Below are 26,813 nucleotides of genomic sequence, written 5' to 3'. Positions count from 1 at the left end.
TGATAGAATATTTGCGCTGGCGTGCAAACAAACAGCACGATATTAACGTGAATTGAGCATTAAATAATGGACAGTGGTGAACGTCGCTGATTATGGTTTAAATCAGTGTTTTTCATCACAACCAATCATAAATGATAGCTGTTACTCTTTATGCTTCAAAAAAAAACATAGTGCCACTCGTTAAACATTGAATGACAAAGGTAAAAACCAGGCCTACTAATTATAAAAATGAGGCTGAAAAATCAAGTAATTGTTTGGCCGATATTGGTTTACTTAAATAGAAACCTTGTGCTGAGTCACAGCCTAACTCGTGCAATAATTTCAGTTGTTTTTTCGTTTCTACACCTTCTGCAACAACGGTTAATCCTAAGCTATGTGACATGGCAATAGTGGCTTTAACTAAGTCATAATCTGCCTTACTGACTGTTATCCCGCTTATAAAGCTTCGATCAATTTTTAATACCTCAAAAGGGTATTGTCTTAAATAACTAATCGAAGAATAGCCGGTACCAAAATCATCCATTGATAGCTTGATACCCAGTCCATTTATTTCAACTAAGGCGTCGCTAACATAAGTTTGCCCACCCATTAATAACCCCTCAGTAATTTCAAGCTCCAAATATTTAGGGTTAATATTTTCCTTATCCAGGCTGTTTTTTATAATACTCAGTAGCTTAGAATCTCTAAATTGACGTGGAGATAAATTAACTGCCATCGTGTATTTTTGTTGATCAATATTTTGCCATGCACTTAAAAAGCACAAGGCTTGTGTTATAACATAGCGACCTATTAGAACAATAAGGCCCGTGTGTTCAGCAATAGGAATAAACTCCTCTGGTGTAACGTTGCCAAGCGTTGGATTGTGCCAACGCAATAAGGCTTCGGCACCAATAATTTTTTCACTTTTTACATCAAATTGTGGCTGATAATATAATTCAAACTCTTCACGTTCTAACGCTCCATGCATTTGTTGTTCAATTTCAAAACGGCGTTGAATAATGACATTCATTTCTTTGGTAAAAAATGAGTAAGTATTGCGCCCTAAAGATTTTGCTTGATACATTGCCGTATCAGCATTGCGTAACAAGTCAGAAGCACTATTACCATTTTCAGGGTACATAGCTACGCCGATACTTAAGGTCAGTATTAATTCCCTACCCTCAACCTTAAAAGGCTCTCTAAAAGTTTTAAGTAAATTTTCAGTAATAACTAACGCACTCTGGGCATCATTTAATCCCGGTAATAAAACAATAAAATCATCACCACCTAAGCGACCAACCGTATCGACTTTTCGTAATACCTGCTGTAACCGCTTGGCCGATTCAATCAGAAGTTTATCGCCAACTTCATGACCTAATGAATCATTCACTTTTTTAAAGTCGTCTAAATCGAGAAAAAGCACCGCGGCTTGCTCATCATATATTTGTGCATCAAGCAGTATTTTTGATAATCGGTCGAGTGCAGAAAAGCGATTGGGCAATAAAGTTAAGCTGTCATAATAAGCTTGGTGACGAATAAGCTCTGCGGTTTTATGTTGTTCGGTAATATCACGAATAATAATCATGATTTGTTTATATGTCGGCAGGTGGATTATTCTTGCCTCAAAATAAACGATGCCTTGAGGTAAAGTAAGTTCATATTCGAAACTTATCATATTTTCTTGCTTTAAAGCTTTGTCAATATAGCGCTGAAATTTTCGAGTAACTTCTGCAGGTAAAATAGTTGCCATATTTTTACCGATAAACTGCTCTGGTGCTACGAACAGGCTACCTTTATTACTGGCATGATAATCTATAATAGTTCCGTGATAATCCATCAAGAAAAATAAATCGGGTATAGCCTCAAATATAGTTTCAAGCATATGCTCTTTAAATATTGCTTGCTCTTGCGCTTGCCTTACGTCTGTTAAATCGATATCAACACAATACATTTGCTTGTTATTATATTGATTTATAAACATTACATGACTTGAAAAAACACAGACATCATTACCTGATTTATCAAGTAAAGTAAGCTCTGCTGCCGGTATTTCTATATCATTTTTTATCCAATTTTTATGTGCTTCAATCACGAAATCAGACATTGCTTTAGGAATAATAAGATCTTCTATTTTTTGCCCTATCGCTTCTTCATTGTTATAGCCATAAAGTAATTCGCTACCTTTATTCCAATAAATTACACGTCGTTCCTCGTCGTACCCTTGAACAGAAATAGCATTCACTGCATCAAATAATTGGTGTAGTGGATCATTAATAACATATTCATGGCTTAAGGCACTGACAACTTTTTTTGATTTCATATTGAGATGAAGTCCAATAATCGCATTAACTTAATAATAGACAGATAAAATGAATTTAGCCTATATCTATATGATTACTTTTTCATCACAGGCTATAAAGCAAGCTTATTAATTTCAGTTTGTTATGTAATAAATTTCGAACGAAAATATTGCATAACTCATCGAGCGCTAGACTAATTTAAAGAGGAGGTGTATTTGCTTGATCACTTTATGCCGCTTTATGCTAACTTTCTCGTCCCAGAAATGCTTATTCTCCATACGCTTTTTCATTTCGTTGCTATGAACTTTGCAACGCGACAGACAAAACCGTCATTTTGTCGGATAAAAGATGACAAATTTGATTACACTGGCACAATGGTCATCAGATAAGTTCTGCTTTGCCTAAAGATCAAACAGTTCCTAAAGTAATAATAAAAAAGGATATTCAATGAAAGCTATTTTTGCTCTGTTACTTATGTGCTTTAGTACCCTAAGTGTCGCAGTTGAGCAGGCCGAGGAAATTTTTAAACAATTGGCCCCTTCGCTTTATCAAATTCGCTTAATCGACAAAGCCAGTGGCGAAAAGTCATCTATTGGTTCAGGCTTTCAAATTAGCAGTGATGGCCTTATTGCCACTAACTATCACGTTATTTCAGGTTTTGCGCGTCATCCTCATAAATACACCATAGAATATTTAGACAACAAAGGTAATAAAGCGGCACTGACCTTAAAGAGCGTTGATGTGATTAACGATCTCGCTATAGTGCAACGTGAAGTCACTTCTGAAATGCCTTATTTTCAGATAGCTCAGCAAGCACCGACCAAAGGTGAAGAATTGTATTCATTAGGTAACCCGCATGATTTAGGCATGATAGTGGTACCGGGCACGTATAATGGTTTAAAGAATGAATCATTTAACGACCGCATTCATTTTACTGGCTCGGTTAACTCAGGTATGAGTGGCGGCCCGGTTGTTAACAAAAATACCGAAGTTGTCGGTATTAATGTTGCCACGTCGGGTAATCAAATCGGCTTTTTAGTACCGCACGACAAGTTACATGCGCTGTACGTACAATATAAACAGAGCCCGCCCACAAGCATTGAGCAACAAATGGCGGCCCAGCTGATGCAAAATCAAGAAAAGCTAATTACCACTATTTTGAACAGTAATTGGCAACTAAAACAATTAGGTCGAGGTTTAATTCCCACCATCGATGTACCTTTTGTGCGTTGTTGGGGCGAGTCGAACTCAGACAAAGCGGATGCCCAAATTATGGCCGCCGTTGCTAATTGCGATTTAGATGAAAATACTTATATTTCTTCTGACTTCTTTACCGGTTCTTTAGAAATGGAATACCGTTATATGGAGTCAGATAAAATTGGTAGCACTAAGTTTTATCATATTTTTGAACGTCAATTGAATCAAGTTGCGCCGGGTAATCTTGCCGGTAAAGATGATGTGACTGAATATCAATGTCACCATGACCTTGTGATGCCTCAAACCAGTAATATCAATAATAAAGCGGTGTTTTGTACCCGCGCTTATAAAGATTTCCCTGCACTTTACGATGTGCTGTACATTGCCATATCGATAGATCACGAACAATACGCGTTGCTCAGCCATTTTACTATTTCTGGTGTTGCACAAGAAACCTCATTAGCCTTTTTAGCTAAATTTATGGAGTCGGTTTCATGGAAATAATTATCGAAGAACTTAGTCATGGCCACAAATTATTAAGCCGCCATAAGTTTGCGCCAAATAACATTACCATCGGGCGCGGTTACGATAACGACATTATTATTAGTGACCCACATGTTTGCCCTGAGCACTTACAACTGCATTTTAATGGCGAACATTGGTTGGTGGATGATCAAGGCTCTATTAATGGTAGTTTTATTGAAGACAGCAAAGAAAACGTTATTCAACACCAAGTGCGCTCTGGCGATATTATCACCATTGGCAAAAGCCAAGTACGCTTTGTTTTCCCTAACCATCCGGTTTCAGAAAGTATTGCCATCAGTCCATTCGATAGCTTAATCAACTTAGCGCGCCACCCAGTAGTGCTTGCACTGAGCATGACTTTATTTGCCTTAATTGGTGGTTGGATCATTAATTTAAACAATGCTAACGAAGTTACCCTAACGCAAATGCTAGTGCCAACCATCGGCTTAACCTTAGGTTTTGCCTTATGGCCCGCAGGTATTGCATTAGTGTCGCATTTAACCAAACACGACGCGCGTTTTTGGACCCAAATGGGCATTAGCTTTATCTTCTTCAACTTGATGTGGCTCAGTGATATTTTTGAAAACATTGTGCATTTTAATACTTCTAGTAACTTTTCAATGCTTTGGTTGTTATCTATTATTCCGTTACTTTTAGCGTTTGGATTATTTTGGCTTAACTGCTATGTCGGCTTTCACATGACTTTACGTCGTAGAAATGTTGTGGCTTCATGTTTGATACTGCTGTTATTTGGCGGCAGTTTTATAATACAAATGAGTAAGCAACCGGACTTTAATCCGCGCCCACAGTTCGACACCACCATAATGTCGCCAGCCTTCATATTCGCGCCAAGTAGCGATGTTGAGACGTTTGTAAATGACGCGAGTAAGTTATTTGAAAAAGCCACGAAAAGCGCAGAAGAAGACAGTAAAGAATAGCGATATATTGCACTTTGCTATTTACTTGAAATAAGGTACTAGAAATAAGGTGTTTTTAAATTATGTACTTGAAACAAGGCCTTTAAAGCCAGTGTTCTGAAGCGAAAAGCCTAAAACTAAAAAGCCTGAATAAATTCAGGCTTTTTAGTTTTAGGCTTTTCGCAGTACAAGCTTTATTAAGGTTTGGCGATAAAACCAACCGCTTTATAAACCTCAGCAAGCAATTTACTGGCGCGTGCAGAGGCTTTGTCAGCGCCTTTGCGCATAACTTCATCTAAATACGCTTGGTCGTTACGAAATTGATGATAGCGCTCTTGAATAGGCGCAAGTAAAGCAACCACGGCTTCAGCAACATCACCTTTTAAGTGACCATACATTTTATCTTCATATTCAGGTACAAGCTCAGCTACTGACTTACCGGTTGTACATGATAAAAGTGATAACAAGTTAGATACACCCGGCTTTTCAGCTACATCAAAATAGATATTGGCTTGCTCGTCAGAGTCAGTTACCGCACGTTTAATTTTCTTAGTTATTTTCTTAGTATCTTCTAATAAACCAATAAAGTTTCCTGGGTTAGCATCAGATTTTGACATTTTTTTCGTTGGCTCTAATAAGCTCATAACACGGGCACCAAACTCTGGAATATAAGGTTCTGGCACTTTAAACGTTTCACCGTGTAAATTATTAAAACGTGTCGCAATATCGCGCGCTAATTCTAAGTGTTGTTTTTGGTCATCGCCCACTGGCACTTTGTTTGCGCCGTATAATAAAATATCTGCTGCCATTAATACCGGATAAGTAAACAAACCAGAGTTCATATTAGCTTCAGATTTTGAAGACTTATCTTTATATTGGGTCATGCGATTTAGTTCACCCATTTGCGTGTAACAATTTAATACCCAGCTCAATTGGGCATGTTCTGGCACATGAGATTGAATAAAAATAGTACTTTTTTCAGGATCAACACCACAGGCTAGATATAACGCTAAGCCATCTAAAGTCGCTTTACGTAACGCTTCAGGCTCTGGACGAACAGTGATCGCATGTTGATCAACCAACATGTAATAACATTCGTGGCTATCTTGCATGCTGACCCATTGCTTTAACGCGCCAAGATAATTACCAATGGTTAACTCGCCTGACGGCTGGCAGCCACTTAGTACAATAGGTTTACTCATTTTTTATCCTTCAATTTTTCTGAATTATTTACACGATTAATTAACTGTTAATTATTTCACTGTCGCGAGTGCTGCGCGCATTTCATCAATCGCAACTTTGTAATCTGGCTTTGAAAATATAGCTGAACCCGCAACAAACATGTCGGCGCCGGCTTTGGCTATGTCAGCAATATTGTCAGCTTTAACACCGCCATCTACTTGTAAACGAATGTCGTACCCACTGGCGTCAATTTTCTCACGTACTAAACGCAGTTTGTCCAAGGTAGTTGGAATAAACGATTGACCGCCGAAGCCCGGATTCACTGACATTAATAAAATAACGTCAAGCTTATCCATTACAAAATCTAAAACATGCAGCGGTGTTGCAGGGTTTAACACTAAACCTGCTTTACAACCGTGATCTTTAATTAGCTGTAATGTTCTATCAATATGATCGCTAGCTTCAGGATGAAAAGTGATAATATCAGCGCCTGCTTTAGCAAAATCAGGGATCAAGCTATCGACAGGTTTTACCATCAAATGTACGTCAATAGGAGCCGTAATGCCGTAATCTCGTAGTGACTTGCATATCATTGAACCAAAGGTAAGATTTGGCACAAAGTGGTTGTCCATAACATCAAAATGAATAACATCAGCGCCAGCGCTAAGTACGTTTGCAACTTCTTCGCCCAAGCGAGCAAAGTCTGCAGATAAAATTGATGGAGCAATAAGAAAATCAGACATAGTAATTACCTTGACAAAATTTGCGCTACTTTAACTTAATTGTACAAATTTTGCGACTGAGATCAGCGACAAAAATAGATATTAAATGTAATGCACATCGCAAGATAACGTTTAAATTTTAATCTTTTGGCTAAATCGTCCATAATTGTATTTAATTATTCAGCACAAACGGTGCACTTTATTTGAACATAAGCGACTGTATTTGCACCACTTCAGCACAAACCTTCGATTAAATTTAAGCTCAAAATAAATAATAACAACCATAAGCTATTGATATAATATTATTTGTTATAAAATCGGTCATACAGGCATTGTCTTTGCAATAGCTACAACAATTATAAAAACTTAGTGGACTAAAACATGAAAAAATCAATTATCTCTTTATCAATTTCGATGCTCCTAGCGACTTCTGCGCTTGCTTCAACTGCTGCATCTGCTACTGACATAGAAGGCTTAAGTGCTAATGTTGGCGTGGTATCACAATATATCTTTCGTGGCGTAGTACAAACAGATACCGCTTCCGCTAGTGCTGGTATTGATTATGAAAATAGTGGCTTTTATATTGGTGCATGGGGAGCTGACGTACAAGCCGGCATAGAAGTCGATATATATGGCGGTTACAATGGCGAACTTGACAGTGGTTTAGGCTATAACGTTGGTTTTACTAGTTACCAATACACAGGTGACTTCGACACCTCTTATAATGAAGTAAACTTAGGGTTAAGCTACGGAATGTTCTCGTTTACTTATAACGTGGGTGAATGGGAAGTAGAAGCGGGTGCAGACCAAGACTATGACTTTTTAACGGCTAAAGTTGAACATGAAGGTTTTTATGCCCTTTATGGTACTTGGGGTAAAGATTTTGACGGTGATTACCTAGAAGTTGGCTACGGCACAGAAGTGTCTGGTTTTGATGTAGGTATTGCCATTGTCGCAAACTCAAAAGAATTATCTGGCTCGACAAGTGACGAAAATTTAGTATTTAGCATTGGTAAATCTTTTTAAGATTTAGCGACAGAACGCTGACAAAATATTGCACAATAAAGTGTTGATGGTTTTAATATATCCATCAACACTTGATTACTTCTAAACGCCGATAAGTGCTAGTCATTGAATCAACCAGCTCGTAAATTTATCTTCGATATTTATATGCCGGTTTAGTTTAATCCTTTAGTTTAATCCTTTAATTTTAACTTGCTGATAACGATGATTTAATTGCTGACAAATAGTCACCAAATCGGCATGAATACCACCCGCCGTTACATCACGCCCTGCGCCCGGACCACGAATAATCAAGGCATTATCTTGATACCAATCACTTTTAATTTGAAAGACGTTATCGCAAGGGGTTAACTGCGCAAAGGCATCAGTTTCGCTTAATTCTTCTAAGCTCACTTTCGCTGTCAGCTGATCGTTTTCACTTATAAACCTGGCGACAAAACGAATAACACAAGCGTTATCTTGCGCCTGTTTTAAACGTGATAAAAACATTTCATCAAGCTCTGACGTTCGTTCAAGAAATTCTGCTAATGAGATATCACGCAAGTCTTCTGGTACTAGGCTTTGACAGTCAATGTCAGCTAACGATAACTCAAAACCAGCAGAACGAGCGAGTATTAATAACTTACGTTGTACATCTCTACCTGATAAATCTTCGCGTGGGTCTGGCTCTGTAATGCCTTGCGATAAAGCATCACTTAGCAGTGCCGAAAATGGTGTTACGCCATCGTAATACTGAAATAACCACGATAACGTGCCAGAAAATATGCCAGAAATTTCCGATATTTTGTCGCCACTATTCAACAATTCTTTAATCGTTGAATTAATAGGTAAACCAGCGCCAACCGTAGTATTTCCCAGCCAAATACTCTTATTGTCTTCAGCGGTGCTGAGCAGTTGTTGATAGTTTTCAGTGCTCGAAGACGCGGCCCATTTGTTCGCGCCGATAACGTGTATACCCCGGGCAAAAAACTCTTGATACAAATGGCTAAAAGCTTCACTGGGTGTGATATCAACAATAATCAATTCATCATAAGGATGACTAGTTAACCAAGCTAATAATTGTTCGCTATCATACTTTTGCGCTTGTTGTTGATAATGCTCCAGCGCATTCGCTACATCTATGCCATCGGTATTTATCAACGCTTTACTCGCACCGACTAAGCCAACTAAATGAACATTTTCTAAGCCTGAAACACGTGCAATTTGCTTTGGTAACATGGTTAAAAATCGTTGACCAATATTACCTAAACCTGCGACGACAAGCGCTATGTTTTTTGCGTCTTTGGTCATATCCGCGTGTACATTGTTTAGCACTTCACTGGAACAAAGCTCAGGTAAAATGGCAATATAACTATGTTCATTAAAAGAATGTAAAAAATGTAAGGTTTGCTGATGTTTAAGCGCCCTTTTAAATCGCGCGCGCATATCACCTTGTTTTGCCACGCTATGACCAACAATGGCAATAATCGCCACGGGCTTAAAAGTGACTTCAGTGTCATGGCTTGCTAGCCATTGGCTAACCGACTTTTGCTGCTCCTGCGTTACAACTATGTAGCCTTCGTCAAGGTTAGAACAAATCGGTGAGAACTCAGTCACCGCTAACTCTCCTGACTTAGCTAAGAAACTGGTCGATTTTGCTAATATTAAATCGTTCAAACTGGTGACTGACAGCTCTTGTTTTGCTATTTGGCCAAACTTACCTATTTCACTACCGCTAATATCGGGGGCAAAACTGCTGGCAACATGCAAATGGGTATTATGATTGGTTAATGGTTGTAAGGTTTTTGCGTGCAGTACAGGGTTGCCTAAGCGGCCAAGTTCATTGGCAACTGCATTCGGAAGGCGGTGCAACTTTCTCGCAGACGGCACAATACGTGGGTCGGCACTGTAAATACCATCAACATCGGTCCAAAGCGTTACGTTACGCGCACCAGACAATGCTGCCATTATGGTTGCTGAGTAATCACTGCCATTACGGCCCAAAGTACAAGCTTGCTGTTGTTTATTCCGCGCAATATAGCCAGTTACTATGACCAATTTTTCTTGTTGTCTACGCTTCGCAAAGCCTTTTTCACTCGTGCTATAGTCAATAGCGCAATTTTTTTCATCCTCTAGTAAGAGAAAATCTCTCGCATCTAACATATAGCTAGGGCAAACACTTTCACTCAATACTGACGATAACAATCTTGCTGACCAAACCTCACCAAAAGCTAATAAGTCATTTTCATAACTCACAGGATCACTCAGTAAGTTTGCTGATATTTGGCCAATGTTGTCACTCAGTAAGCTTTTTAATCTCGCGGCGCTACTGGCATTTAATAGCTCATCAATTAACGCTGCCTGTGCAGTCTCTAGTGCTGCAATAGCCTCAAGTAACGGCATATTTAAGGAACTTACTTCTTTACTCGCCCCTGCTTTTTCAGGACTAAGCAAGGTAACTTCTTGGAGTTCAACGGCAATTTGATAAAGTTTAAATAATGCATCAGTCGTATTACCATTGGCAGACACCACAATAATGTCATTTAGCTGGCAATGCTGACGAATAATTTCAACCACACGTTCAACGCATGCACTTGTCGCTAAACTGCTGCCACCAAACTTATGAACATTGCAGCCAACTTTGACCAATTTATTTTTTGAAGGGCTGAGCGTTACCGCTGCATTAGAATCAATCATTTTATTACCAAGGGCCACTGTATTTATCAGCCCGATTTAAAAATTTACTTTGTGCTTAGTCTCCTTCTTGCGAATGAGTAAGACTAAGCACCGCATCAAACTGAATTACAGTTGGCTTGCATCAAGCGCTTGAGAAAGGTCAGCAAGCATGTCATCTATATCTTCAATACCTACTGAAATTCGAACTAATGACTGGGTAATACCGGCAGCCAATTGGGCTTCGATTTCCATCCCGGCATGGGTCATGGTCGATGGATGACTGATTAAGCTTTCAACACCGCCTAATGATTGTGCCAAGGTGAAAAATTCTAGTTTATCGAACAAGACTTTAACGGCTTCAACACCACCTTTAAGTTCAAAGCTCATCATGGCACCAAAGTCATGTTGCTGTTTTTGAGCCAAAGCATGTTGTGGGTGATCAGCTAAGCCTGGAAAATAAACTTTTTCAACAGCCGAATGTTTCTGCAAAAATGCGGCGACCGCATTAGCGTTTATTTGATGCTGCTTCATTCTGATCGGCAATGTTTTCAAACCACGTAACGCTAAGAAGCTATCAAACGCTGAACCTGTAATGCCAATACAATTTGCCCACCAAGCAAGTTCTTCACCTAACGCTAGTTCTTTGGTAACTAAAACACCACCAACCACATCGCTATGTCCATTAATGTATTTAGTTGTAGAGTGAAAAACGATATCGGCGCCCAGTAAAAGTGGCTGCTGTAAAACAGGTGATAAAAAGGTGTTATCCACCGCAACTAATGCCCCCACGCTATGGGCTTGTTCTGTTATGGCCGCTATATCTACCAACCTCAGCAAAGGGTTGCTCGGCGATTCAATTAATACTAATTTAGGTTTTTTCGCCAAAGCTTGTGATAAGTCCGCTTGATCGTTTTGGTCAACCACCACTAAATTAAACAGCTCGCGTTTTGCCAAATGGGTAAATAAGCGAAAACTACCTCCGTAACAATCATGTGGAATAACAACCGTATCTTTCGGGCTCAGTAATTGGCAAATAAGATGTACTGCTGACATACCCGTACTGGTAACAATACCTAAAGCCCCTTGCTCTAACTCTGCAATAGCTTGCGCAAAAGTGGCGCGTGTTGGGTTACCGGTACGTGAATAATCAAATTGACGTTTTTCATTAAAACCTTTCAATGCATAAGTACTTGAAAGGTGAATAGCTGGAATAACAGCACCGTGTTGTTGGTCACTATTAATGCCCGCTCGAACAGCGGTAGTGGCAAATTTTTTCTCGCTCATGTGTACTCCAGTATTGGTACTTTTCTATTTAGATGTTTGGACGTCTATCAATCTAAATGGTTTAAGTTCTGGGGTCAAGAACTTTAGACATCTAAACTTCTACACATTCGTTATTGACTCACGCCCCACAACCAGTAAAATCAACTAGTAAGAATAAACTTATCGCTAACTGGTATACCAGACAAGCTAAATATAAGTTTTTCGTAATCATTTAAGTTTGAGGAATATTCATGGCAGAGTGGAATGGCGAGTATCTTAACCCATACGCCGAACACGGGAAGAAAAGTGAACAAGTAAAAAAGATCACCGTGTCTATCCCTTTACGTGTTTTAAAAGTGCTCACTGATGAACGTACACGTCGACAAGTCAATAACTTGCGTCATGCGACCAACAGTGAACTATTATGTGAAGCATTTTTACATGCTTTTACTGGCCAGCCTTTGCCAGACGATAGTGACTTAGCAAAAGACAACACACAAAAATTACCCGCCAGTGTACGTAGAGCCTTAGAAGCCCAAGGTGTAACGGATTTTAGCGAGTACGAAACAGAAATTGAAGAAGAAACAGAAGATTAATCGGGTAATTAAACACTGGGTTTATCAATGACAAAAGGCGCTTAATGCGCCTTTTTTATTCCAAAAAATTGTTGAGCCCATTTTAAATGAGTCAATTAGGTATTTATATACTTAGTCTTAATCCTTATCTCTCAATATCTTTCCCTTAATGACATCGACTAAATTAGTTGGCAGCTTATCTAATATTTTACCTGAAATGTAACCATAAATGCAGACAGGGGCTACAAGTAGTATAAAAATAAAACCAGAAATCCCCATATCTACAGCCATTTTACCATTTGAAAACAATGAAATATAAACCGTGAATAAAAATAGCACTGAGACTAACCCACCTAAAATACGTATAACGGTGTTGATTTTTATATTTGCTTCCATGCTGCGACCATTCTTAAAGTATAAAATTTAATCTATTATGGATGTAGATCTACAGTTTTGCCACTAATACCAATTGAAATAAATAATCGATCATTTTAAGGCGGTTTAAATCGTCAATAACTGCGTTGTTTTCAATCACACACGCCCGCTATTACTCGACAATTGCTCCTGCATTGTTCTACTTACGGGCATCCATGCCCTAATCAATCAAACGCCTTGCCTGCAGGGATGCAGGTACTTATGTTTAGTCTGGAACAATAAACATGTATTCTTGAACAATTTATCCTCGCTTAAAATTGGTCAATAACTTATTACATTTGGTATAAGCTCTGGTCCGTTATTTAATATTGCGTAGTTTCAATCAATAAAGCTAATACTTTATCAGCCATTACCCGCCAGCATTATTCAACTGCAGTAAATCCCATTTAGTGCCATACAAGTCTTTAAATACAACTACTGTGCCATATGCTTCAATACGGGGTTCTTCAGTAAACTCAACGCCTTGGCTTTTCATCGCTTCATAATCACGCCAAAAATCATTAGTTTGTAGAAACAAAAATACTCGCCCACCCGCTTGGTTGCCGACTGATTGTTGTTGCTGAGCATTACTGGCTTTAGCCAGCAGGAGATTAGTGCCAACTGAATTTGGAGGAGATATTTGTACCCAACGTTTGCCAGCGCCTAAGTCAGTATCTTCAATGAGCTCAAAATTTAATTTTTTGGTATAAAATTCAATCGCATCGTCGTAATCTTCGACCACGAGTGCAATATTCGATATGCTTTGTTTGATTGGTTTAGTCATGCTTTGTTCTTTATTCATTTTCTCTACTCATAGTCCAAGTAACGCCATTCTAGCGTATTTTTTTCTTCGTAATTAACTTTGCATGATTTAATTAAAAAAGACCTCACGTTGAGGTCTTTTTTCATCATAACGAGCCACTAGTTAATTAATTTGAAAAAAACTTGGTTGGTTTAACAACCTTAATATCCGGCATATTATCAACGGCAACAGTCAGAGTCACTGGCGTAATTTGTTGGCTGATGTTTTCCGGGGTCATCGTAAAATGTACAGGCACACTGGCGATTTCCCCGGCTTTGATCATCACGTTGCCGTCAACACTTAAACTCACAACTTTTTCCAAAACCGTGATCTTAAATTGCCGATCAACTTTTGATTTATTAGTAATTTTCAATAAGTAACTATTCGTCACGTTATCTTGAAAATCGAGCTGAAATAACGTGCCACGGTCCCGTAAAATAGAAAACTCAATCGGCACCCGCACTTGAATAGTAAAAATCATATACGCCATCGCTAATAACGACATCACACCATAGCCGATAATTTTAGGTCGTAGTAATTGAACCTTGGTACCTTGGAGTGCATTTTCACTGGTATAGCTGATTAAACCCTTGGCGTAATTAAACTTGCTCATGGTTTGATCACAGGCATCAATACAAGCACCGCAGTTAATACACTCGTATTGCAAGCCATTACGAATATCAATACCCACTGGGCACACTTCCACACACAGGTTACAGTCCACACAATCGCCCAAACCTAGGTCTTTTGGCTGTTGGTTACGTTTACGCGCACCGCGGTTTTCACCACGCATTTTATCATAAGCAACTAGTAGGGTATTTTTATCGAACATAGCTGATTGAAAGCGTGAATACGGGCACATGTAAATACACATTTTTTCACGTAACCAACCGGCATTGCCGTATGTACAAACAGCAAAAAATAGCACCCAGAAAGTTGTCAGCCCATCCCATTGCCATGCTAGTAAATCAAGATACAGTTCGCGGGCGGGCAAAAAATAGCTGATAAACGTTGTCGCAGTAAAAAAAGCTATTAACCCCCAAATAAAGTGCTTGGCAGATTTTCTCGCTAATGTATCTAACGTTAATGGCTGTTCATTACGTTTAATACGTTGATTACGAGTACCTTCTAACCATTCTTCAACCCAAATAAAGCTGAAGGTCCATACAGTTTGAGGACACGTATATCCGCACCAAATTCGCCCAAGCCATGTGGTTAGAAAAAAAAGTAAGTAGCAACTCACAATCAATAAGCCCGCTAAAATGATAAAGTCTTGCGGAAAAAATGTTTGTGAAAAAATATGAAACTGTTGCCGACCAATATCGAGTAAAATAGCCTGATTGCCTTGAAAATTAAGCCAAGGTATCAAGACAAACAATAAAACAAAGACTAAGCCGGTGAATTGTCGAATACGTTGATAACGACCTTTTTGTTTACGAACATAGACTGAGGATTCAGATTTGTACGGCTTAATGATCAAATCTTCTGCTTTAAAATCAAACTTCATGGTTTACTACTAAAACTACGTTAGGATAGTTGCCAATAGCAAAATATGAACCAACTTATACATTTAAATTAACTCATTGTTTAATAGGTTAATTTAAATGTATCAACGCTTCGCAGTGCCCACCAATAAGCACGATATATCGTGTATTTGTGATATATCGTGCCTAAATATCATTTTGAATGAAAAATATTAATTAGGCCGTACAATTTTCAATTTACTCATACGAGAGCGTAGTGTACTTTCAGGTAATCCTAACTGCTTAGCGGCACCAATTTCACCGCCAATACGCCATTTACAGGCTTTTAACACACTTAAGATATAGCGTGCTTCTAGTTGTGCTAAGGTTTCAATAACCGGAGGAGCAAGTGATTTTGACGATATTTTAAAGTTAAAATTTAAAATCGTCGATTTAGTTAAAATCATCTCGCGTTCAAGTACATTTTGTAATTCTCGAATATTACCCGGCCATTGATATTGCATTAACTGAGTTAAGCTACGGTTACTAATAGCGCTGATGTTTTTACCTAACGCTTTATTCAGTGTGCTTATAATCGCTTGTGATAACAATGGAATATCTTCTTGTCGATCACGCAGCGGCGGTACAGTAACCGGAAAAACATTAAGCCGATAAAACAAGTCAATTCTAAATGTACCTTGGGTAATCATCGCCGATAAATCTCGATTAGTGGCTGCGATAACCCGTATATTGACCTTAACAGTTTCACTTCCGCCGACCCTTTCAAACTCTTGCTCTTGTAATACCCGCAGTAACTTGCCTTGTGCTTCCATGGATAATTCGCCAATTTCATTAAGAAATAACGTACCATCATTCGCTAATTCAAAACGGCCTTTGCGTCGTTCGGTTGCCCCAGTAAATGCGCCTTTTTCATGACCAAATAACTCAGATTCAAGTAAACTAGGGGTAAATGCAGCACAATTAACTTTTACCATTGTAGAATTTTTACGTTGGCTTAAGGCATGAATATTACGCGCAACCAATTCTTTACCTGTACCATTCTCTCCCAATATCAGGACGGTACTATCAGTTTGTGCAACTAATTCTACTTGTGACAACATTTTCGTGATTATTGGGCTTCTACCCACCAAACCAGCAGACGACCATTCTTGCGCTAACTCGTTCTGTAAATAGGTATTCTCAGCTTGAAGTTGCTCAGTAAGCGATTGTACATTTTCCAAAGCACTGCGCAGTGCCAATTCAATTTGCTGTTGCTGACTAACATCACGAAATACCGCAACAGCGCCGATAATATGGTTGTTTTTATAAACCGCCCGCGTTGTGTACTCAACAGGAAAGCTACTGCCGTCCTTACGCCAGAACACCTCACCACTAACCTGTCGAGAAATACCATCAAGCGCGGTATTAAATATTTTGCATTCACAAGCAGGGTAAACCTCACCATTGCTATAACTATGATGATGAAACTGATGAATATTTTGTCCCAATAATTCAACGCAAGACCAGCCGGTCATAGCTTCTGCGGCAGGATTAATAAAAATAGCTCGCCCTTGTGTATCTAAACCGTAAATACCTTCACCCACGGCATTCAGTAATAGGTCGGAATCGGCGAGATAGGCTTTAATTTCTTTATCCATTGATATTCCAAAAGTGGCTTACTGGCTAACAAACAACGACATTATTTACGCTAAATATCGAGGCTTACTTTAAGGCACGATATAACGTGGCTATATTGGCAATAGCTGTAATAATAGCAATTTATTAACCACGGCAGCAAATCGTGCCAAGCATATTGACTCTTATTAATTTATTCCCATGCTTGACGTCACCAATGCTTAAGTTAAAAAGTGCCTAAAAGAAAGGGAAGCAATAAGCTTCCCTTTTATTTCACTCTCGATCTAATGCTACTTGTTTAAGAGCGTTAGCGCGTGACCATTAACCTTGGTAATTATCTGGCATTGGCAAGGCGGCGACACCAGAGTCAACAGCGGCTTGGGCAACCGCAATGGCTACCGCTGATCGTAAGCGTGAGTCCATCGGCTTAGGAATAATATAATCTTTACCAAAGGTTAAGCTGTCACTGCCACTAGCGGCTAATACTGCAGCCGGTACTGGTTCTTTTGCTAAGGTGCGAATGGCATGAACAGCGGCAATTTTCATTTCATCATTAATGGTACGAGCACGAACATCTAAAGCACCACGGAAGATAAATGGGAAACATAGCACGTTGTTTACTTGATTCGGATAATCTGATCGTCCTGTCGCGATAATTAAATCATCACGCGTTGCTAAAGCAAGTTCTGGTTTAATTTCTGGATCAGGGTTCGAACAAGCAAAAATTACTGGCTTAGCGGCCATCAGCTTAACATGTTCAGCTGACAATACATTAGGCCCAGATACACCAACAAACACGTCAGCACCGTCAATAGCGTCTTCTAAGGTGCGTTTATCGGTATTGTTAGCAAATAACGTTTTATATTCATTTAAATCGTCACGACGAGTGTGAATAACACCTTTAGTGTCGAGCATATAAATCTTTTCACGTTGTGCGCCACATTTAATCAACAACTCCATACAAGCGATTGCGGCAGCACCCGCGCCCATACAAACAATGTTGGCATTGCGTAATTCTTTACCTTGAATTTCTAGTGCGTTAATCATACCTGCAGCCGTTACAATCGCCGTACCATGCTGGTCGTCATGAAATACGGGTACTTTACAGCGTTCAATTAGTGCTTTTTCAATCACGAAACATTCAGGTGCTTTGATATCTTCTAAGTTGATACCACCAAAACTGTCAGCAATATTGGCAACAGTACTAATAAAGTCTTCAACCGTTTTATGCTTCACTTCAATATCAAATGAGTTGATGCCTGCAAAGCGTTTAAACAATAAAGCTTTACCTTCCATGACCGGTTTAGCCGCCATTGGCCCTAAGTTACCTAAGCCTAAAATAGCAGTACCGTTGGTGATAACGGCAACGGTATTACCTTTGCCGGTATATTTGTAAACATCATCTGGGTTTTCAGCAATGGCACGAACAGGCTCAGCTACACCAGGGCTATAAGCAAGTGAGAGATCTTTGCTTGTTTCAGCTGGCGTCGTTAATTCAACACTAATTTTGCCCGGCGTTGGGTATTGATGATAATCAAGTGCTTGTTGGCGAAGATCTGTCATGTCTATTCCTTGTGTTAGATGAGTTTAACTCGTGCGTCTTATCTTTGAGTTTTAGTTGAAGCTATTATTGTTGTTTACATGTTATTGCAATGCGCTGGCTAATTTCAAGCTATTTTGTATATATTAATTAGCTACAAGCTATAATTAATATAGCTTTAAGAATTTTATATTTCATATAAGCTAGGTGAATATTCTACATATATAACTAACTATTCATAGATAAATAGCGATTAGAATGTTTTATCAAATTATAAGTAAGTTAATGATCAAGTTAATGCTTATAGCACTTATTCTTACTCGCATTGATTCACGTTTGTATCATTTCATGACAGATACCAGAACATAGCAACAGTTCACAGAAATTGTCCTAAAAATAGTCTACAAGCGAAATATTTTCTGTATCGGCCTGTTGATATCCAAAACTACCTGGTTGGTTTTTAATGCAGATTGAGATAACAAGTGATGGTGGATTTATCTGTTCAAGCATTGATGCCCTAGTATTAACGTCTGCTGATCGTGATATACCATAGGCTATAAATTATTGTTGCGTGCATCGACACAAAGGATTTTATACCAAATGTAATAAGTTATTGACCAATTTTAAGCGAGGATAAATTGTTCAAGAATACATGTTTATTGTTCCAGACTAAACATAAGTACCTGCTGCAGCTGCATAAGTAGCGCTAGCTGTGATTGCTCCAATACCTAATATTTCATCTAAGCGAACACATATTTCATTTTCTTTATTCATCGTGTTTAAGCGAACTTCACACGCTTTAAACTTCACTTCTGTGACTTGAAATTCAAGCCATAACTCATTAAATATCTCCCGACTTAAATACGTTAACTCATTTGTCGCATCCTCTAAAATATCCGGCAGTTCATTGCGAATTGCAGAAATACCTTTATTGATGACAATGCCATATTCTCCTAACAAGCCTCGTATCTGACTTGCTAATGCTTTACGTTCTTTCTTTATGCGTTCACGTTGTCGATGGAAGTTTTGAATATCTTGTTGTTCTATCGATTTAATTGGCACAAACCTCATGGTCGGGCGTTGCGCTGCCTCTGCAATACCTTCGGCATCGTTATAATCATTTTTATTGCCTTTAACGAAGGGTTTTACATATTGAGGCGCAATAAGTTTTACTTGGTGCCCCAATTCAATAAATTTTCTAGCCCAGTAGTTCGCACTGCCACAAGCTTCCATTACAATTAGGCAAGGCTCTAATGTTGCCATGAAACTCAACACTTGTTTTCTTCTTAATTGTTTCTTTTTTACAAATCGCCCATTTTTATTCACAGCGAACATGTGAAAAATTGATTTTGCAATGTCTAAACCGATTGTAGTAATCTTCATGTTGATCCACTCCGCTTTTATAAATGATTGTTATCACTTTCATTTTGGCCCTAAAGAGGCCGGAAATAAAGTTGGAGTGGGTCCATACCATTATCCCTGCAGGCAAGGCGTTTGATTGATTAGGGCATGGATGCCCGTAAGTAGAACAATGCAGGAGCAATTGTCGAGTAATAGCGGGCGTGTGTGATTGAAAACAACGCAGTTATTGACGATTTAAACCGCCTTAAAATGATCGATTATTTATTTCAATTGGTATTAATCCTTGTGTCACTGCTTACTTGACAAAAGGCTTGTCGGGCTTTGATAGTGTTAGGCTCAAAGGAAGACCTTCTATGCTTTCTCCAAAATAAAGTAGGAGCAAATAAAGTAGGGTCAGATACACATTAAATTTTAGTTGCCTGATACCCTCTAAAGCGAGCAACATGGTCAAGCTCTGAGCTCAACATTCACTCTTTACAATGACCAAAGCCACCAATATCAATTAATGTGTATCTGACCCTACTTTATACATACAGGCCCTGTGCATCCGTATACCCGCGATATACCGTACATCCTGTACATAAAAAAACCACCTAGAAGGTGGTTTTTTTAAAAGTACTTAAAACAATGAGATTAAGTTATTCGTCAAACGGATTAACTAAAATCATAGTTTCAACACGGTCTGGGCCGGTTGAAATAATATCAACAGGTACACCGGTAATTTCTTCAATACGTTTGATGTAAGCAATAGCATTGGCTGGTAATGCATCAATAGAAGTTGCGCCCACAGTTGTTTCGCTCCAACCTGGCATTTTTTCATACACTGGGGTAATTTTTTCATAACCTTCAGCGGCTGTTGGTGGCACAGTAATAATGTCGCCTTCAGCTGTTTTGTAGCCTGTACATATTTTTAATGTTTTCAAGCCATCTAAAACGTCTAGCTTAGTTAAACAAAAACCACTTATGCTATTTACTTGTACGGCACGATGCATGGCAACGGCGTCAAACCAACCACAACGACGTTCACGGCCAGTTGTAGCACCAAATTCATGGCCTACAGTACCTAAGTGATGACCCACTTCGTCATCTAATTCAGTAGGGAATGGACCCGAACCAACACGTGTCGTGTATGCTTTAGTGATACCAAGTACATAATCTAAGTAAAGAGGACCAAAACCACTACCGGTCGCAACGCCACCAACAGTTGTATTTGACGACGTTACATATGGGTAAGTACCGTGATCGATATCAAGCAATGTACCTTGAGCACCTTCAAACATGATAGATTCGCCCGCTTTACGCGCTTGATCTAGCATTTCTGAGATATCAGCCACCATGCCTTTAATGACTTCGGCAACGGCCATAGCATCACTAAGTACTTCTTCGTAGCTTACTGGCTCAGCTTTGTAGTATTCGGTTAATACGAAGTTATGGTATTCCATAATTTCTTTTAATTTCACCGCAAATGACTCTGCGCAAAATAAATCACCAACACGTAAACCACGGCGAGCAGCTTTGTCTTCATAAGCTGGACCAATACCTCGACCGGTAGTACCAATAGCTTTGCTACCACGCGCTTTTTCACGAGCTGCATCTAATGCATTATGGTAAGGAAGAATTAACGGACATGCATCGCTAATTAAAAGACGCTCACGTACTGGTACGCCACGTTCTTCTAACATTGCCATTTCTGTCATAAGTGCTTTTGGACAAAGAACAACACCGTTACCAATTAAACATTTTACGTTATCACGTAATACGCCAGATGGAATAAGGTGTAAAACGGTTTTTTCACCGTTAATGACTAGTGTATGACCCGCATTGTGGCCACCTTGATAGCGCACTACATATTTTGCTTTATCAGTAAGTAAGTCGACGACTTTACCTTTACCTTCGTCACCCCATTGGGTGCCTAGAACTACGACGTTTTTACCCATGTTCACATATTGGTAAGAAAATTAGGCGGGGATTCTATCAAATATCAATATTGAGTCCAAGCAATAATTGTTGATTTTTAATGCGATAAAAAAAAAGCTAGTAATAGTGCAGAGTTAGCAACAGAATTAATTTACTGCCCAAAATAGAATTGCTCCAATCACGATTAAAAAAACACCAATTTGCCGGATAGTACTCACAGGTTCATTGGCTAATTTTAAAACATAAGCGCGCCATTTATTGGGGAAAAGTGCCGGGATCAGCCCTTCAATAATTAACGCAATAGCGACTGCCATTATCAGCGTATATAACATGTAATTTTCCTTAACGGGCGGGTTTTATACCAAATGTAATAAGTTATTGACCAATTTTAAGCGAGGATAAATTGTTCAAGAATAAGGCGTTTGATTGAGTAATAGCGGGCTATTGGGATTGAAAACAACGCAGTTATTGACGATTTAAACCGCCTTAAAATGATCGATTATTTATTTCAATTGGTATTACTCGCTTATAAAAACACAAAAGCCATGACAATGTCATGGCTTTTAAATTAGAAGTTAAGCTTTAGTGTTACTTCGCTTTTTTACCATCTTTTAGGTAATTAAAGAAGTTACTATCAGGTTTAACCACTAAGATATCACTCTTCGAGCTAAAACTTTTCTCATAAGCTTCTAAGCTACGAAAGAAGTTATAAAATTCAGCGTCTTGGCTATAAGAGTCAGCATAAACTTTCGCTGCTAAGGCATCGCCTTCACCACGAACTTCTTGTGCGTTCTTCTGCGCTGTCGCTAACATTACGGTAACTTTAGCATCAATAGTTGCACGAATGATTTCAGCTTGCTCTTGACCTTGTGAACGATGTTCTTTCGCCACAGCGGTACGTTCAGCACGCATACGTTCGTAAATCGAGGTACTGACTTCAGTAGGTAAGTTAATAGCTTTGATACGAACATCAATCACTTCAATACCTAAATCTTCACGGCTACTTGCTGCACTTTCTAATGCTTTTGCCATAATGTCATCACGTTCACCAGAGACAATATCTTTGATGGTGCGTGTACCAATTTCGGTACGCAAACCGTTGTTAACTTTCTGCTTCAATAACGCACGAGCATTCTCAATTGAGCCTGTTGTACGTAAATAGTAAGTAGAAAAGTCAACGATACGCCATTTAACAAATGAGTCGACCATCAAATCTTTCTTTTCAGATGTTACGAATCGATCTGGCGCGTCATCTAAGGTTTGAATACGTGCATCGAGTTTACGTACTTGGTTAATAAACGGAAATTTAAAGTGCAATCCCGGTTCATACACCTTCATATCGCCGGTTTCACCGTCACGTTTAATTTTTGAGAATTGGAAAACAATACCACGTTGACCTTCAATTACCACAAAAACAGACGAAACCGTTAGCACAAGTATTAAGGCAATAATTGCCAATAGAAAATTCTTCATGGCTTAGTCTCTCCCATTATTGAAACGGTCGTTACGACCGGATAATGTTGGTGCAGTATTATTGCTTTTTGACGATTGGTTTATCGTCGTCGGTGATGATGATTGTTCATTAACACGTTGACCGCCAGATTGCTGCTGCATAATTTTATCTAGTGGTAAGTAAATCATGTTATTGCCACCGTCAACATCAACCATAACTTTACTGGTGTTGCTGTATACTTTTTCCATCGACGTTAAATACATACGCTGACGAGTAACTTCAGGTGCCGCTTTGTATTCAGGTAATAACTTGTTAAAACGAGCCACATCACCTTCAGCATCAAGTAGTATTTGCGCTTTATAAGCTAAAGCTTCTTGCTCTAAACGCTTAACACGACCACGGGCACGCGGTTCAATACCACGAGCATAAGCTTCAGCTTCACGTAAGAAACGAACTTCATCTTCTTGCGCAGAAATAGCATCATCAAAGGCATCTTTAACTTCGTTTGGCGGACGCGCGTCCTTAAAGTTAACATCCACAACGATCAAACCTAAGTTATAAGGTTCGATAATTTTTTCTAGCTCTTTCCAAACCGCTTGACGAACCGCTTCTCGACCACTGGTCAAAATGTCGTCCATGTTTGCATGACCAACAACATAGCGCAAAGCACTATCCAGTGATTCACTTAAACTTTCATCGGCATTGGTAACACTAAAAACGTAATTACGTGAATCGACAACGCGGTATTGTATTTCCATTTCAACACGCACAACATTCTCATCTTTCGTCAGCATAAAGCCCGAAGAAGGAAGGTTACGTGTGGTTTGCATATCAACGGGAATAATACGTTCAGCGAACGTCCATTTCCAACGCAAACCTGGTTCTACCGTACCAGCGTATTGGCCAAAGCGTAAAACGATACCTTTTTCAGCTTCTTTAATGGTAAAAAAACCAGCAAAGGCATAAGCCAAAATAGCTATAACAAGCACGACCATGATACCGATACTAGAAAAACTTTTTCCAGATCCGCCTCCTGATTTTCCGCCGCCGAATATACCGCCAAATTTATTGCCGATATCCTTTAATAAATCATCTAAATCAGGTGGGCCTTGGTTCTTGCCACCTTTATTTTTCCAGGGATCTTTTTCATTATTCCCCGGTTCATTCCAAGCCATGCTATTCTCCGCTATAAAAAAATTGGTGCGCTAACTGCTATAAAACGATAAAACACTGCGTTTCACGTAATATATCAGTCTGTTAAGTTTGAATAAAGTGCTCTATTTCTGATCCGTCTTGTTTTAGTAACTGATTCCACTCTCTCACGGGTAACTTTATATCTAATAGACAGTTACCTTGCTCGTCATAATGTTCGTCTGTAATACAATTCAACTGATAAAGTTGGCCGCGAAGTTTACCCGCACTGGGTGGTAAACAGAGTGAATGATTGATGATTTGTTTACCTAATCGCTCTGCAAGTGCTTGAAATAAAAGCTCAATACCTATACCTTGCTGTGCTGACAGCCAAACACGAATAGGTAATCCTTGATCATCACGGTCAATTCTCGGCTCAACATCATCTAACCGATCTATTTTATTACAAATTAATAGTTGTGGGACATCGCCCGCCTCTATTTCTTTTAAAACTTCTTCTACTTGTTCAATATTTTCACTTCGACGCTCGTCGGCAATGTCAATAATATGAAGCAACAACTCTGCTTCTCTTGTTTCGGTTAACGTTGCTTTAAATGCTGCCACTAAGTCATGGGGCAGATGTCTTATAAATCCTACTGTGTCAGCAAGAATAACACGACCAACATCATCTACTTCAATTTTACGTAAAGTAGGATCTAAAGTGGCAAATAATTGGTCAGCTGCGTAGACCCCAGCCTGAGTAATTTTATTGAAGAGGGTTGATTTGCCAGCATTGGTATAACCCACTAATGATATGGTCGGGATCTCGGCTCTAGTTCTTGCTCGACGACCTTGTTGGCGTTGCTTCTCAACTTTTTCTAAACGTTTGCGAATACTCACCATACGGTCACGTAATAAACGTCTATCCGTTTCAAGTTGTGTTTCGCCTGGTCCGCGTAAACCAATACCACCTTTTTGGCGCTCTAAGTGAGTCCAACCGCGTATCAGTCGTGTACTCATATGACGCAACTGCGCTAATTCTACTTGTAATTTACCTTCATGGGTGCGAGCTCGTTGGGCAAATATATCTAAAATTAACGTGGTGCGATCAACTACACGACATTGACATAAAGCTTCAATGTTTTTTTCTTGAGAGGGCGACAGACTATGATTAAACAGAACAATGTTCGCATCGTACATACGCACAGCATCAGCAACTTCTTGTACTTTACCTGTACCAACAAAATATTTCGGGTGCGGGGTATTGCGTTTACCTGTAATCGTATTTAACGCGGTTATACCAGCAGAATCCACAAGCATTTCGAACTCTTGAATGTCTTCGCGGGTATTATCATCTGGGAAATCTAAATGAACAAGTATCGCCTGCTCACCTGCCTGATATCTATCAAACAAATGAGCGACTCCATACAATACTAGTTTTTTGCATTAATCTTCTAAATCCTGATTCGCTTGTGGGGCTGGCATAGTGGTTACTGCTCGCGCTGGCACTACTGTTGAGATAGCGTGCTTATATACCATTTGGCTAACGGTATTTTTAAGTAAAATTACAAATTGATCAAATGACTCTACTTGCCCTTGTAGTTTAATGCCATTAACTAAGTAAATTGCTACTGGAATACGATCACGACGTAACGCATTCAAAAATGGGTCTTGTAAAGATTGCCCCTTTGCCATTATTTTGTCCCTTTTTGTTATTTTTAGTAAAAATTAAATACTAGATTAAAATTAATCAATAAAACTAGCTGGTAAATACTCAACTAACTTAATTATACATCAATGTTTAAAGTTTGCTTACTGCCGATAAAATAAGTTTTAAATTATTTTCGTCTTCCATATGCAACCATTGTAAATCTTGCCAACTTCGTAACCAAGTCAACTGCCGTTTAGCTAATTGACGTGTGGCACAAATACCTTTAAAGATCATATCATCTCGATCATAATCACCCGCTAAATGTTGCCACATTTGTCGGTAACCAACACAGCGAATTGCCGGTAGATCAAGATGTAAATTACCTCGCTGTTTCAAGGCGATCACTTCTTGTTCAAAGTCTTGCGCTATCATTTGCTTAAAACGTAATTCAATTCTCGCGTGCAAATCGCTACGTTCTTTTGGTGCTATTGCAAACTGTAAAACATTTCCGCTAACTTTATCACCTTTTACTTCAGTCAATTGTGTCAAAGTATTACCAGTTTTTCGGTATACCTCTATTGCTCTAGCCAGTCGCTGCGGATCATTAGGATGAATACGCTCGGCTGAAACTGGGTCAATGCGCTGTAGCTCTTCGTGCATAGCTAGCCAACCTTTGTCAGCCGCCTCTAACGCTATGGCATTACGAATATTTTTGTCAGCTTCAGGCAGTGGTGAAATACCTTCAATTAAGCTCTTAAAATACATCATAGTACCGCCGACCAATAAAGGTATACGGCCATTTGCTCGACTTTTCGCTATGGCTTTGAGCGCATCTTGGCAAAAGTCTGCGGCAGAATAGCTTTCACTTGGATCTCTAATGTCGATCAATTGATGTGGATATGCAACTAATTCATCTGCTGTTGGTTTTGCCGTACCAATATCCATACCTTTAAAGACTAATGCTGAATCCACACTAATAATGTCACAGGGTAGCGCATCACATAAAGCCATGGCTAAAGCCGTTTTACCTGATGCAGTCGGCCCCATTAAACAAATAACTGGCGGCTGTTTCACGTCCAAGTTTTGATGGTTTGCCACGTTAGTCAT

21 protein-coding genes and 1 pseudogene are annotated in these 26,813 nt (G+C 39.2%); 4 read left to right on the top strand and 18 right to left on the bottom strand.

Translation table 11 applies throughout. From position 1 onward, the window contains the following. Positions 1-220: 220 nt before the first annotated feature. Positions 221-2,299 (bottom strand): bifunctional diguanylate cyclase/phosphodiesterase, encoded by a 2,079-nt coding sequence (locus tag A3Q33_RS10085; protein WP_081179820.1) that lies wholly within the window; start codon positions 2,297-2,299, stop codon positions 221-223. A gap of 427 nt (positions 2,300-2,726) precedes the next feature. Here A3Q33_RS10085 and A3Q33_RS10080 point away from each other — a divergent pair, with 427 nt between their 5' ends. Together A3Q33_RS10080 and A3Q33_RS10075 are read left to right on the top strand one after the other, a co-directional pair. Next, positions 2,727-3,980, top strand: a complete 1,254-nt coding sequence (locus tag A3Q33_RS10080) for a S1 family peptidase (protein WP_081179819.1) — start codon at positions 2,727-2,729, stop codon at positions 3,978-3,980. Continuing rightward, on the top strand, positions 3,971-4,939 hold the full coding sequence (locus A3Q33_RS10075) for an FHA domain-containing protein (RefSeq protein WP_081179818.1): 969 nt from the start codon (positions 3,971-3,973) through the stop codon (positions 4,937-4,939). Before A3Q33_RS10080 ends, A3Q33_RS10075 begins: the two co-directional genes overlap by 10 nt. Before the next feature lie 176 nt (positions 4,940-5,115). Here the strand turns inward: A3Q33_RS10075 and trpS are convergent, their stop codons facing one another. Beyond that, on the bottom strand, positions 5,116-6,120 hold the full coding sequence (trpS, locus tag A3Q33_RS10070) for a tryptophan--tRNA ligase (protein WP_081179817.1): 1,005 nt from the start codon (positions 6,118-6,120) through the stop codon (positions 5,116-5,118). Between the two features lie 51 nt (positions 6,121-6,171). Continuing rightward, positions 6,172-6,843, bottom strand: coding sequence for a ribulose-phosphate 3-epimerase (gene rpe, locus A3Q33_RS10065; protein WP_081179816.1), 672 nt, complete (start codon positions 6,841-6,843; stop codon positions 6,172-6,174). Positions 6,844-7,203: 360 nt separating this feature from the next. Here rpe and A3Q33_RS10060 point away from each other — a divergent pair, with 360 nt between their 5' ends. Beyond that, complete coding sequence (locus A3Q33_RS10060) at positions 7,204-7,848, top strand: TorF family putative porin (protein WP_081179815.1); 645 nt, start codon at positions 7,204-7,206, stop codon at positions 7,846-7,848. Positions 7,849-8,013: 165 nt separating this feature from the next. Here the strand turns inward: A3Q33_RS10060 and metL are convergent, their stop codons facing one another. Together metL and metB are read right to left on the bottom strand one after the other, a co-directional pair. Continuing rightward, positions 8,014-10,521, bottom strand: coding sequence for a bifunctional aspartate kinase/homoserine dehydrogenase II (gene metL / locus A3Q33_RS10055; RefSeq protein WP_081179814.1), 2,508 nt, complete (start codon positions 10,519-10,521; stop codon positions 8,014-8,016). A 105-nt stretch (positions 10,522-10,626) separates the two neighbouring features. Further along, positions 10,627-11,784 carry a cystathionine gamma-synthase gene (metB, locus tag A3Q33_RS10050; protein ID WP_081179813.1) on the bottom strand — a complete coding sequence of 386 codons (1,158 nt, stop codon included), beginning with the start codon at positions 11,782-11,784 and terminating at the stop codon, positions 10,627-10,629. Positions 11,785-12,014: 230 nt separating this feature from the next. On the opposite strand from metB, the gene metJ reads away from it, so the two are divergent. Continuing rightward, positions 12,015-12,359: a met regulon transcriptional regulator MetJ gene (gene metJ, locus A3Q33_RS10045; RefSeq protein ID WP_081151198.1), complete on the top strand. Its 345-nt coding sequence runs from the start codon at positions 12,015-12,017 to the stop codon at positions 12,357-12,359. A gap of 117 nt (positions 12,360-12,476) precedes the next feature. Here the strand turns inward: metJ and A3Q33_RS10040 are convergent, their stop codons facing one another. From A3Q33_RS10040 to miaA, 13 genes and pseudogenes are all read right to left on the bottom strand, one after another. After that, the gene (locus tag A3Q33_RS10040; protein ID WP_081179812.1) at positions 12,477-12,734 is read right to left on the bottom strand and encodes a hypothetical protein; all 258 of its coding nucleotides are present in this window, start codon (positions 12,732-12,734) and stop codon (positions 12,477-12,479) included. A 388-nt stretch (positions 12,735-13,122) separates the two neighbouring features. Next, complete coding sequence (locus A3Q33_RS10035) at positions 13,123-13,536, bottom strand: VOC family protein (RefSeq protein ID WP_081182501.1); 414 nt, start codon at positions 13,534-13,536, stop codon at positions 13,123-13,125. Between the two features lie 145 nt (positions 13,537-13,681). After that, the gene (gene ccoG / locus A3Q33_RS10030) at positions 13,682-15,061 is read right to left on the bottom strand and encodes a cytochrome c oxidase accessory protein CcoG (protein ID WP_081179811.1); all 1,380 of its coding nucleotides are present in this window, start codon (positions 15,059-15,061) and stop codon (positions 13,682-13,684) included. Positions 15,062-15,250: 189 nt separating this feature from the next. Next, the gene (locus A3Q33_RS10025) at positions 15,251-16,675 is read right to left on the bottom strand and encodes a sigma-54 interaction domain-containing protein (protein WP_081179810.1); all 1,425 of its coding nucleotides are present in this window, start codon (positions 16,673-16,675) and stop codon (positions 15,251-15,253) included. Between the two features lie 298 nt (positions 16,676-16,973). Beyond that, a complete protein-coding gene (locus A3Q33_RS10020) occupies positions 16,974-18,215 on the bottom strand; it encodes a malic enzyme-like NAD(P)-binding protein (RefSeq protein ID WP_081179809.1) in 1,242 nt (413 codons plus the stop codon). A gap of 667 nt (positions 18,216-18,882) precedes the next feature. Then, positions 18,883-19,575 (bottom strand): annotated as a pseudogene (locus A3Q33_RS10015) (IS110 family RNA-guided transposase); the annotation flags it as partial. A gap of 617 nt (positions 19,576-20,192) precedes the next feature. Then, positions 20,193-21,491 (bottom strand): adenylosuccinate synthase, encoded by a 1,299-nt coding sequence (locus A3Q33_RS10010; RefSeq protein ID WP_081179807.1) that lies wholly within the window; start codon positions 21,489-21,491, stop codon positions 20,193-20,195. Between the two features lie 126 nt (positions 21,492-21,617). Further along, positions 21,618-21,803, bottom strand: a complete 186-nt coding sequence (locus tag A3Q33_RS10005) for a DUF2065 domain-containing protein (RefSeq protein ID WP_081179806.1) — start codon at positions 21,801-21,803, stop codon at positions 21,618-21,620. 256 nt (positions 21,804-22,059) lie between these two features. Further along, positions 22,060-22,944, bottom strand: coding sequence for a protease modulator HflC (gene hflC, locus A3Q33_RS10000; RefSeq protein ID WP_081179805.1), 885 nt, complete (start codon positions 22,942-22,944; stop codon positions 22,060-22,062). Positions 22,945-22,947: 3 nt separating this feature from the next. Continuing rightward, positions 22,948-24,099 (bottom strand): FtsH protease activity modulator HflK, encoded by a 1,152-nt coding sequence (hflK, locus tag A3Q33_RS09995; protein WP_081179804.1) that lies wholly within the window; start codon positions 24,097-24,099, stop codon positions 22,948-22,950. 82 nt (positions 24,100-24,181) lie between these two features. Next, positions 24,182-25,468: a ribosome rescue GTPase HflX gene (hflX, locus tag A3Q33_RS09990; protein ID WP_081179803.1), complete on the bottom strand. Its 1,287-nt coding sequence runs from the start codon at positions 25,466-25,468 to the stop codon at positions 24,182-24,184. A gap of 33 nt (positions 25,469-25,501) precedes the next feature. Beyond that, the gene (hfq, locus tag A3Q33_RS09985; protein WP_081151180.1) at positions 25,502-25,750 is read right to left on the bottom strand and encodes an RNA chaperone Hfq; all 249 of its coding nucleotides are present in this window, start codon (positions 25,748-25,750) and stop codon (positions 25,502-25,504) included. 106 nt (positions 25,751-25,856) lie between these two features. Continuing rightward, a complete protein-coding gene (miaA, locus tag A3Q33_RS09980) occupies positions 25,857-26,813 on the bottom strand; it encodes a tRNA (adenosine(37)-N6)-dimethylallyltransferase MiaA (protein WP_081179802.1) in 957 nt (318 codons plus the stop codon).

Origin of the sequence: Colwellia sp. PAMC 21821, from assembly GCF_002077175.1 — a bacterium.
Taxonomy (GTDB): Bacteria; Pseudomonadota; Gammaproteobacteria; order Enterobacterales; family Alteromonadaceae; genus Cognaticolwellia.
Note: the sequence above shows the minus strand (reverse complement) of the source record. Positions and strands in the feature narration are given on the sequence as shown.

Coding starts and splice junctions, on each gene's coding strand:
- A3Q33_RS10085 (WP_081179820.1), bottom strand. CDS start 2,299: ATGAAATCAAAAAAAGTTGTCAGTGCCTTAAGCCATGAATATGTTATT.
- A3Q33_RS10080 (WP_081179819.1), top strand. CDS start 2,727: ATGAAAGCTATTTTTGCTCTGTTACTTATGTGCTTTAGTACCCTAAGT.
- A3Q33_RS10075 (WP_081179818.1), top strand. CDS start 3,971: ATGGAAATAATTATCGAAGAACTTAGTCATGGCCACAAATTATTAAGC.
- trpS (WP_081179817.1), bottom strand. CDS start 6,120: ATGAGTAAACCTATTGTACTAAGTGGCTGCCAGCCGTCAGGCGAGTTA.
- rpe (WP_081179816.1), bottom strand. CDS start 6,843: ATGTCTGATTTTCTTATTGCTCCATCAATTTTATCTGCAGACTTTGCT.
- A3Q33_RS10060 (WP_081179815.1), top strand. CDS start 7,204: ATGAAAAAATCAATTATCTCTTTATCAATTTCGATGCTCCTAGCGACT.
- metL (WP_081179814.1), bottom strand. CDS start 10,521: ATGATTGATTCTAATGCAGCGGTAACGCTCAGCCCTTCAAAAAATAAA.
- metB (WP_081179813.1), bottom strand. CDS start 11,784: ATGAGCGAGAAAAAATTTGCCACTACCGCTGTTCGAGCGGGCATTAAT.
- metJ (WP_081151198.1), top strand. CDS start 12,015: ATGGCAGAGTGGAATGGCGAGTATCTTAACCCATACGCCGAACACGGG.
- A3Q33_RS10040 (WP_081179812.1), bottom strand. CDS start 12,734: ATGGAAGCAAATATAAAAATCAACACCGTTATACGTATTTTAGGTGGG.
- A3Q33_RS10035 (WP_081182501.1), bottom strand. CDS start 13,536: ATGACTAAACCAATCAAACAAAGCATATCGAATATTGCACTCGTGGTC.
- ccoG (WP_081179811.1), bottom strand. CDS start 15,061: ATGAAGTTTGATTTTAAAGCAGAAGATTTGATCATTAAGCCGTACAAA.
- A3Q33_RS10025 (WP_081179810.1), bottom strand. CDS start 16,675: ATGGATAAAGAAATTAAAGCCTATCTCGCCGATTCCGACCTATTACTG.
- A3Q33_RS10020 (WP_081179809.1), bottom strand. CDS start 18,215: ATGACAGATCTTCGCCAACAAGCACTTGATTATCATCAATACCCAACG.
- A3Q33_RS10010 (WP_081179807.1), bottom strand. CDS start 21,491: ATGGGTAAAAACGTCGTAGTTCTAGGCACCCAATGGGGTGACGAAGGT.
- A3Q33_RS10005 (WP_081179806.1), bottom strand. CDS start 21,803: ATGTTATATACGCTGATAATGGCAGTCGCTATTGCGTTAATTATTGAA.
- hflC (WP_081179805.1), bottom strand. CDS start 22,944: ATGAAGAATTTTCTATTGGCAATTATTGCCTTAATACTTGTGCTAACG.
- hflK (WP_081179804.1), bottom strand. CDS start 24,099: ATGGCTTGGAATGAACCGGGGAATAATGAAAAAGATCCCTGGAAAAAT.
- hfq (WP_081151180.1), bottom strand. CDS start 25,750: ATGGCAAAGGGGCAATCTTTACAAGACCCATTTTTGAATGCGTTACGT.
- miaA (WP_081179802.1), bottom strand. CDS start 26,813: ATGACTAACGTGGCAAACCATCAAAACTTGGACGTGAAACAGCCGCCA.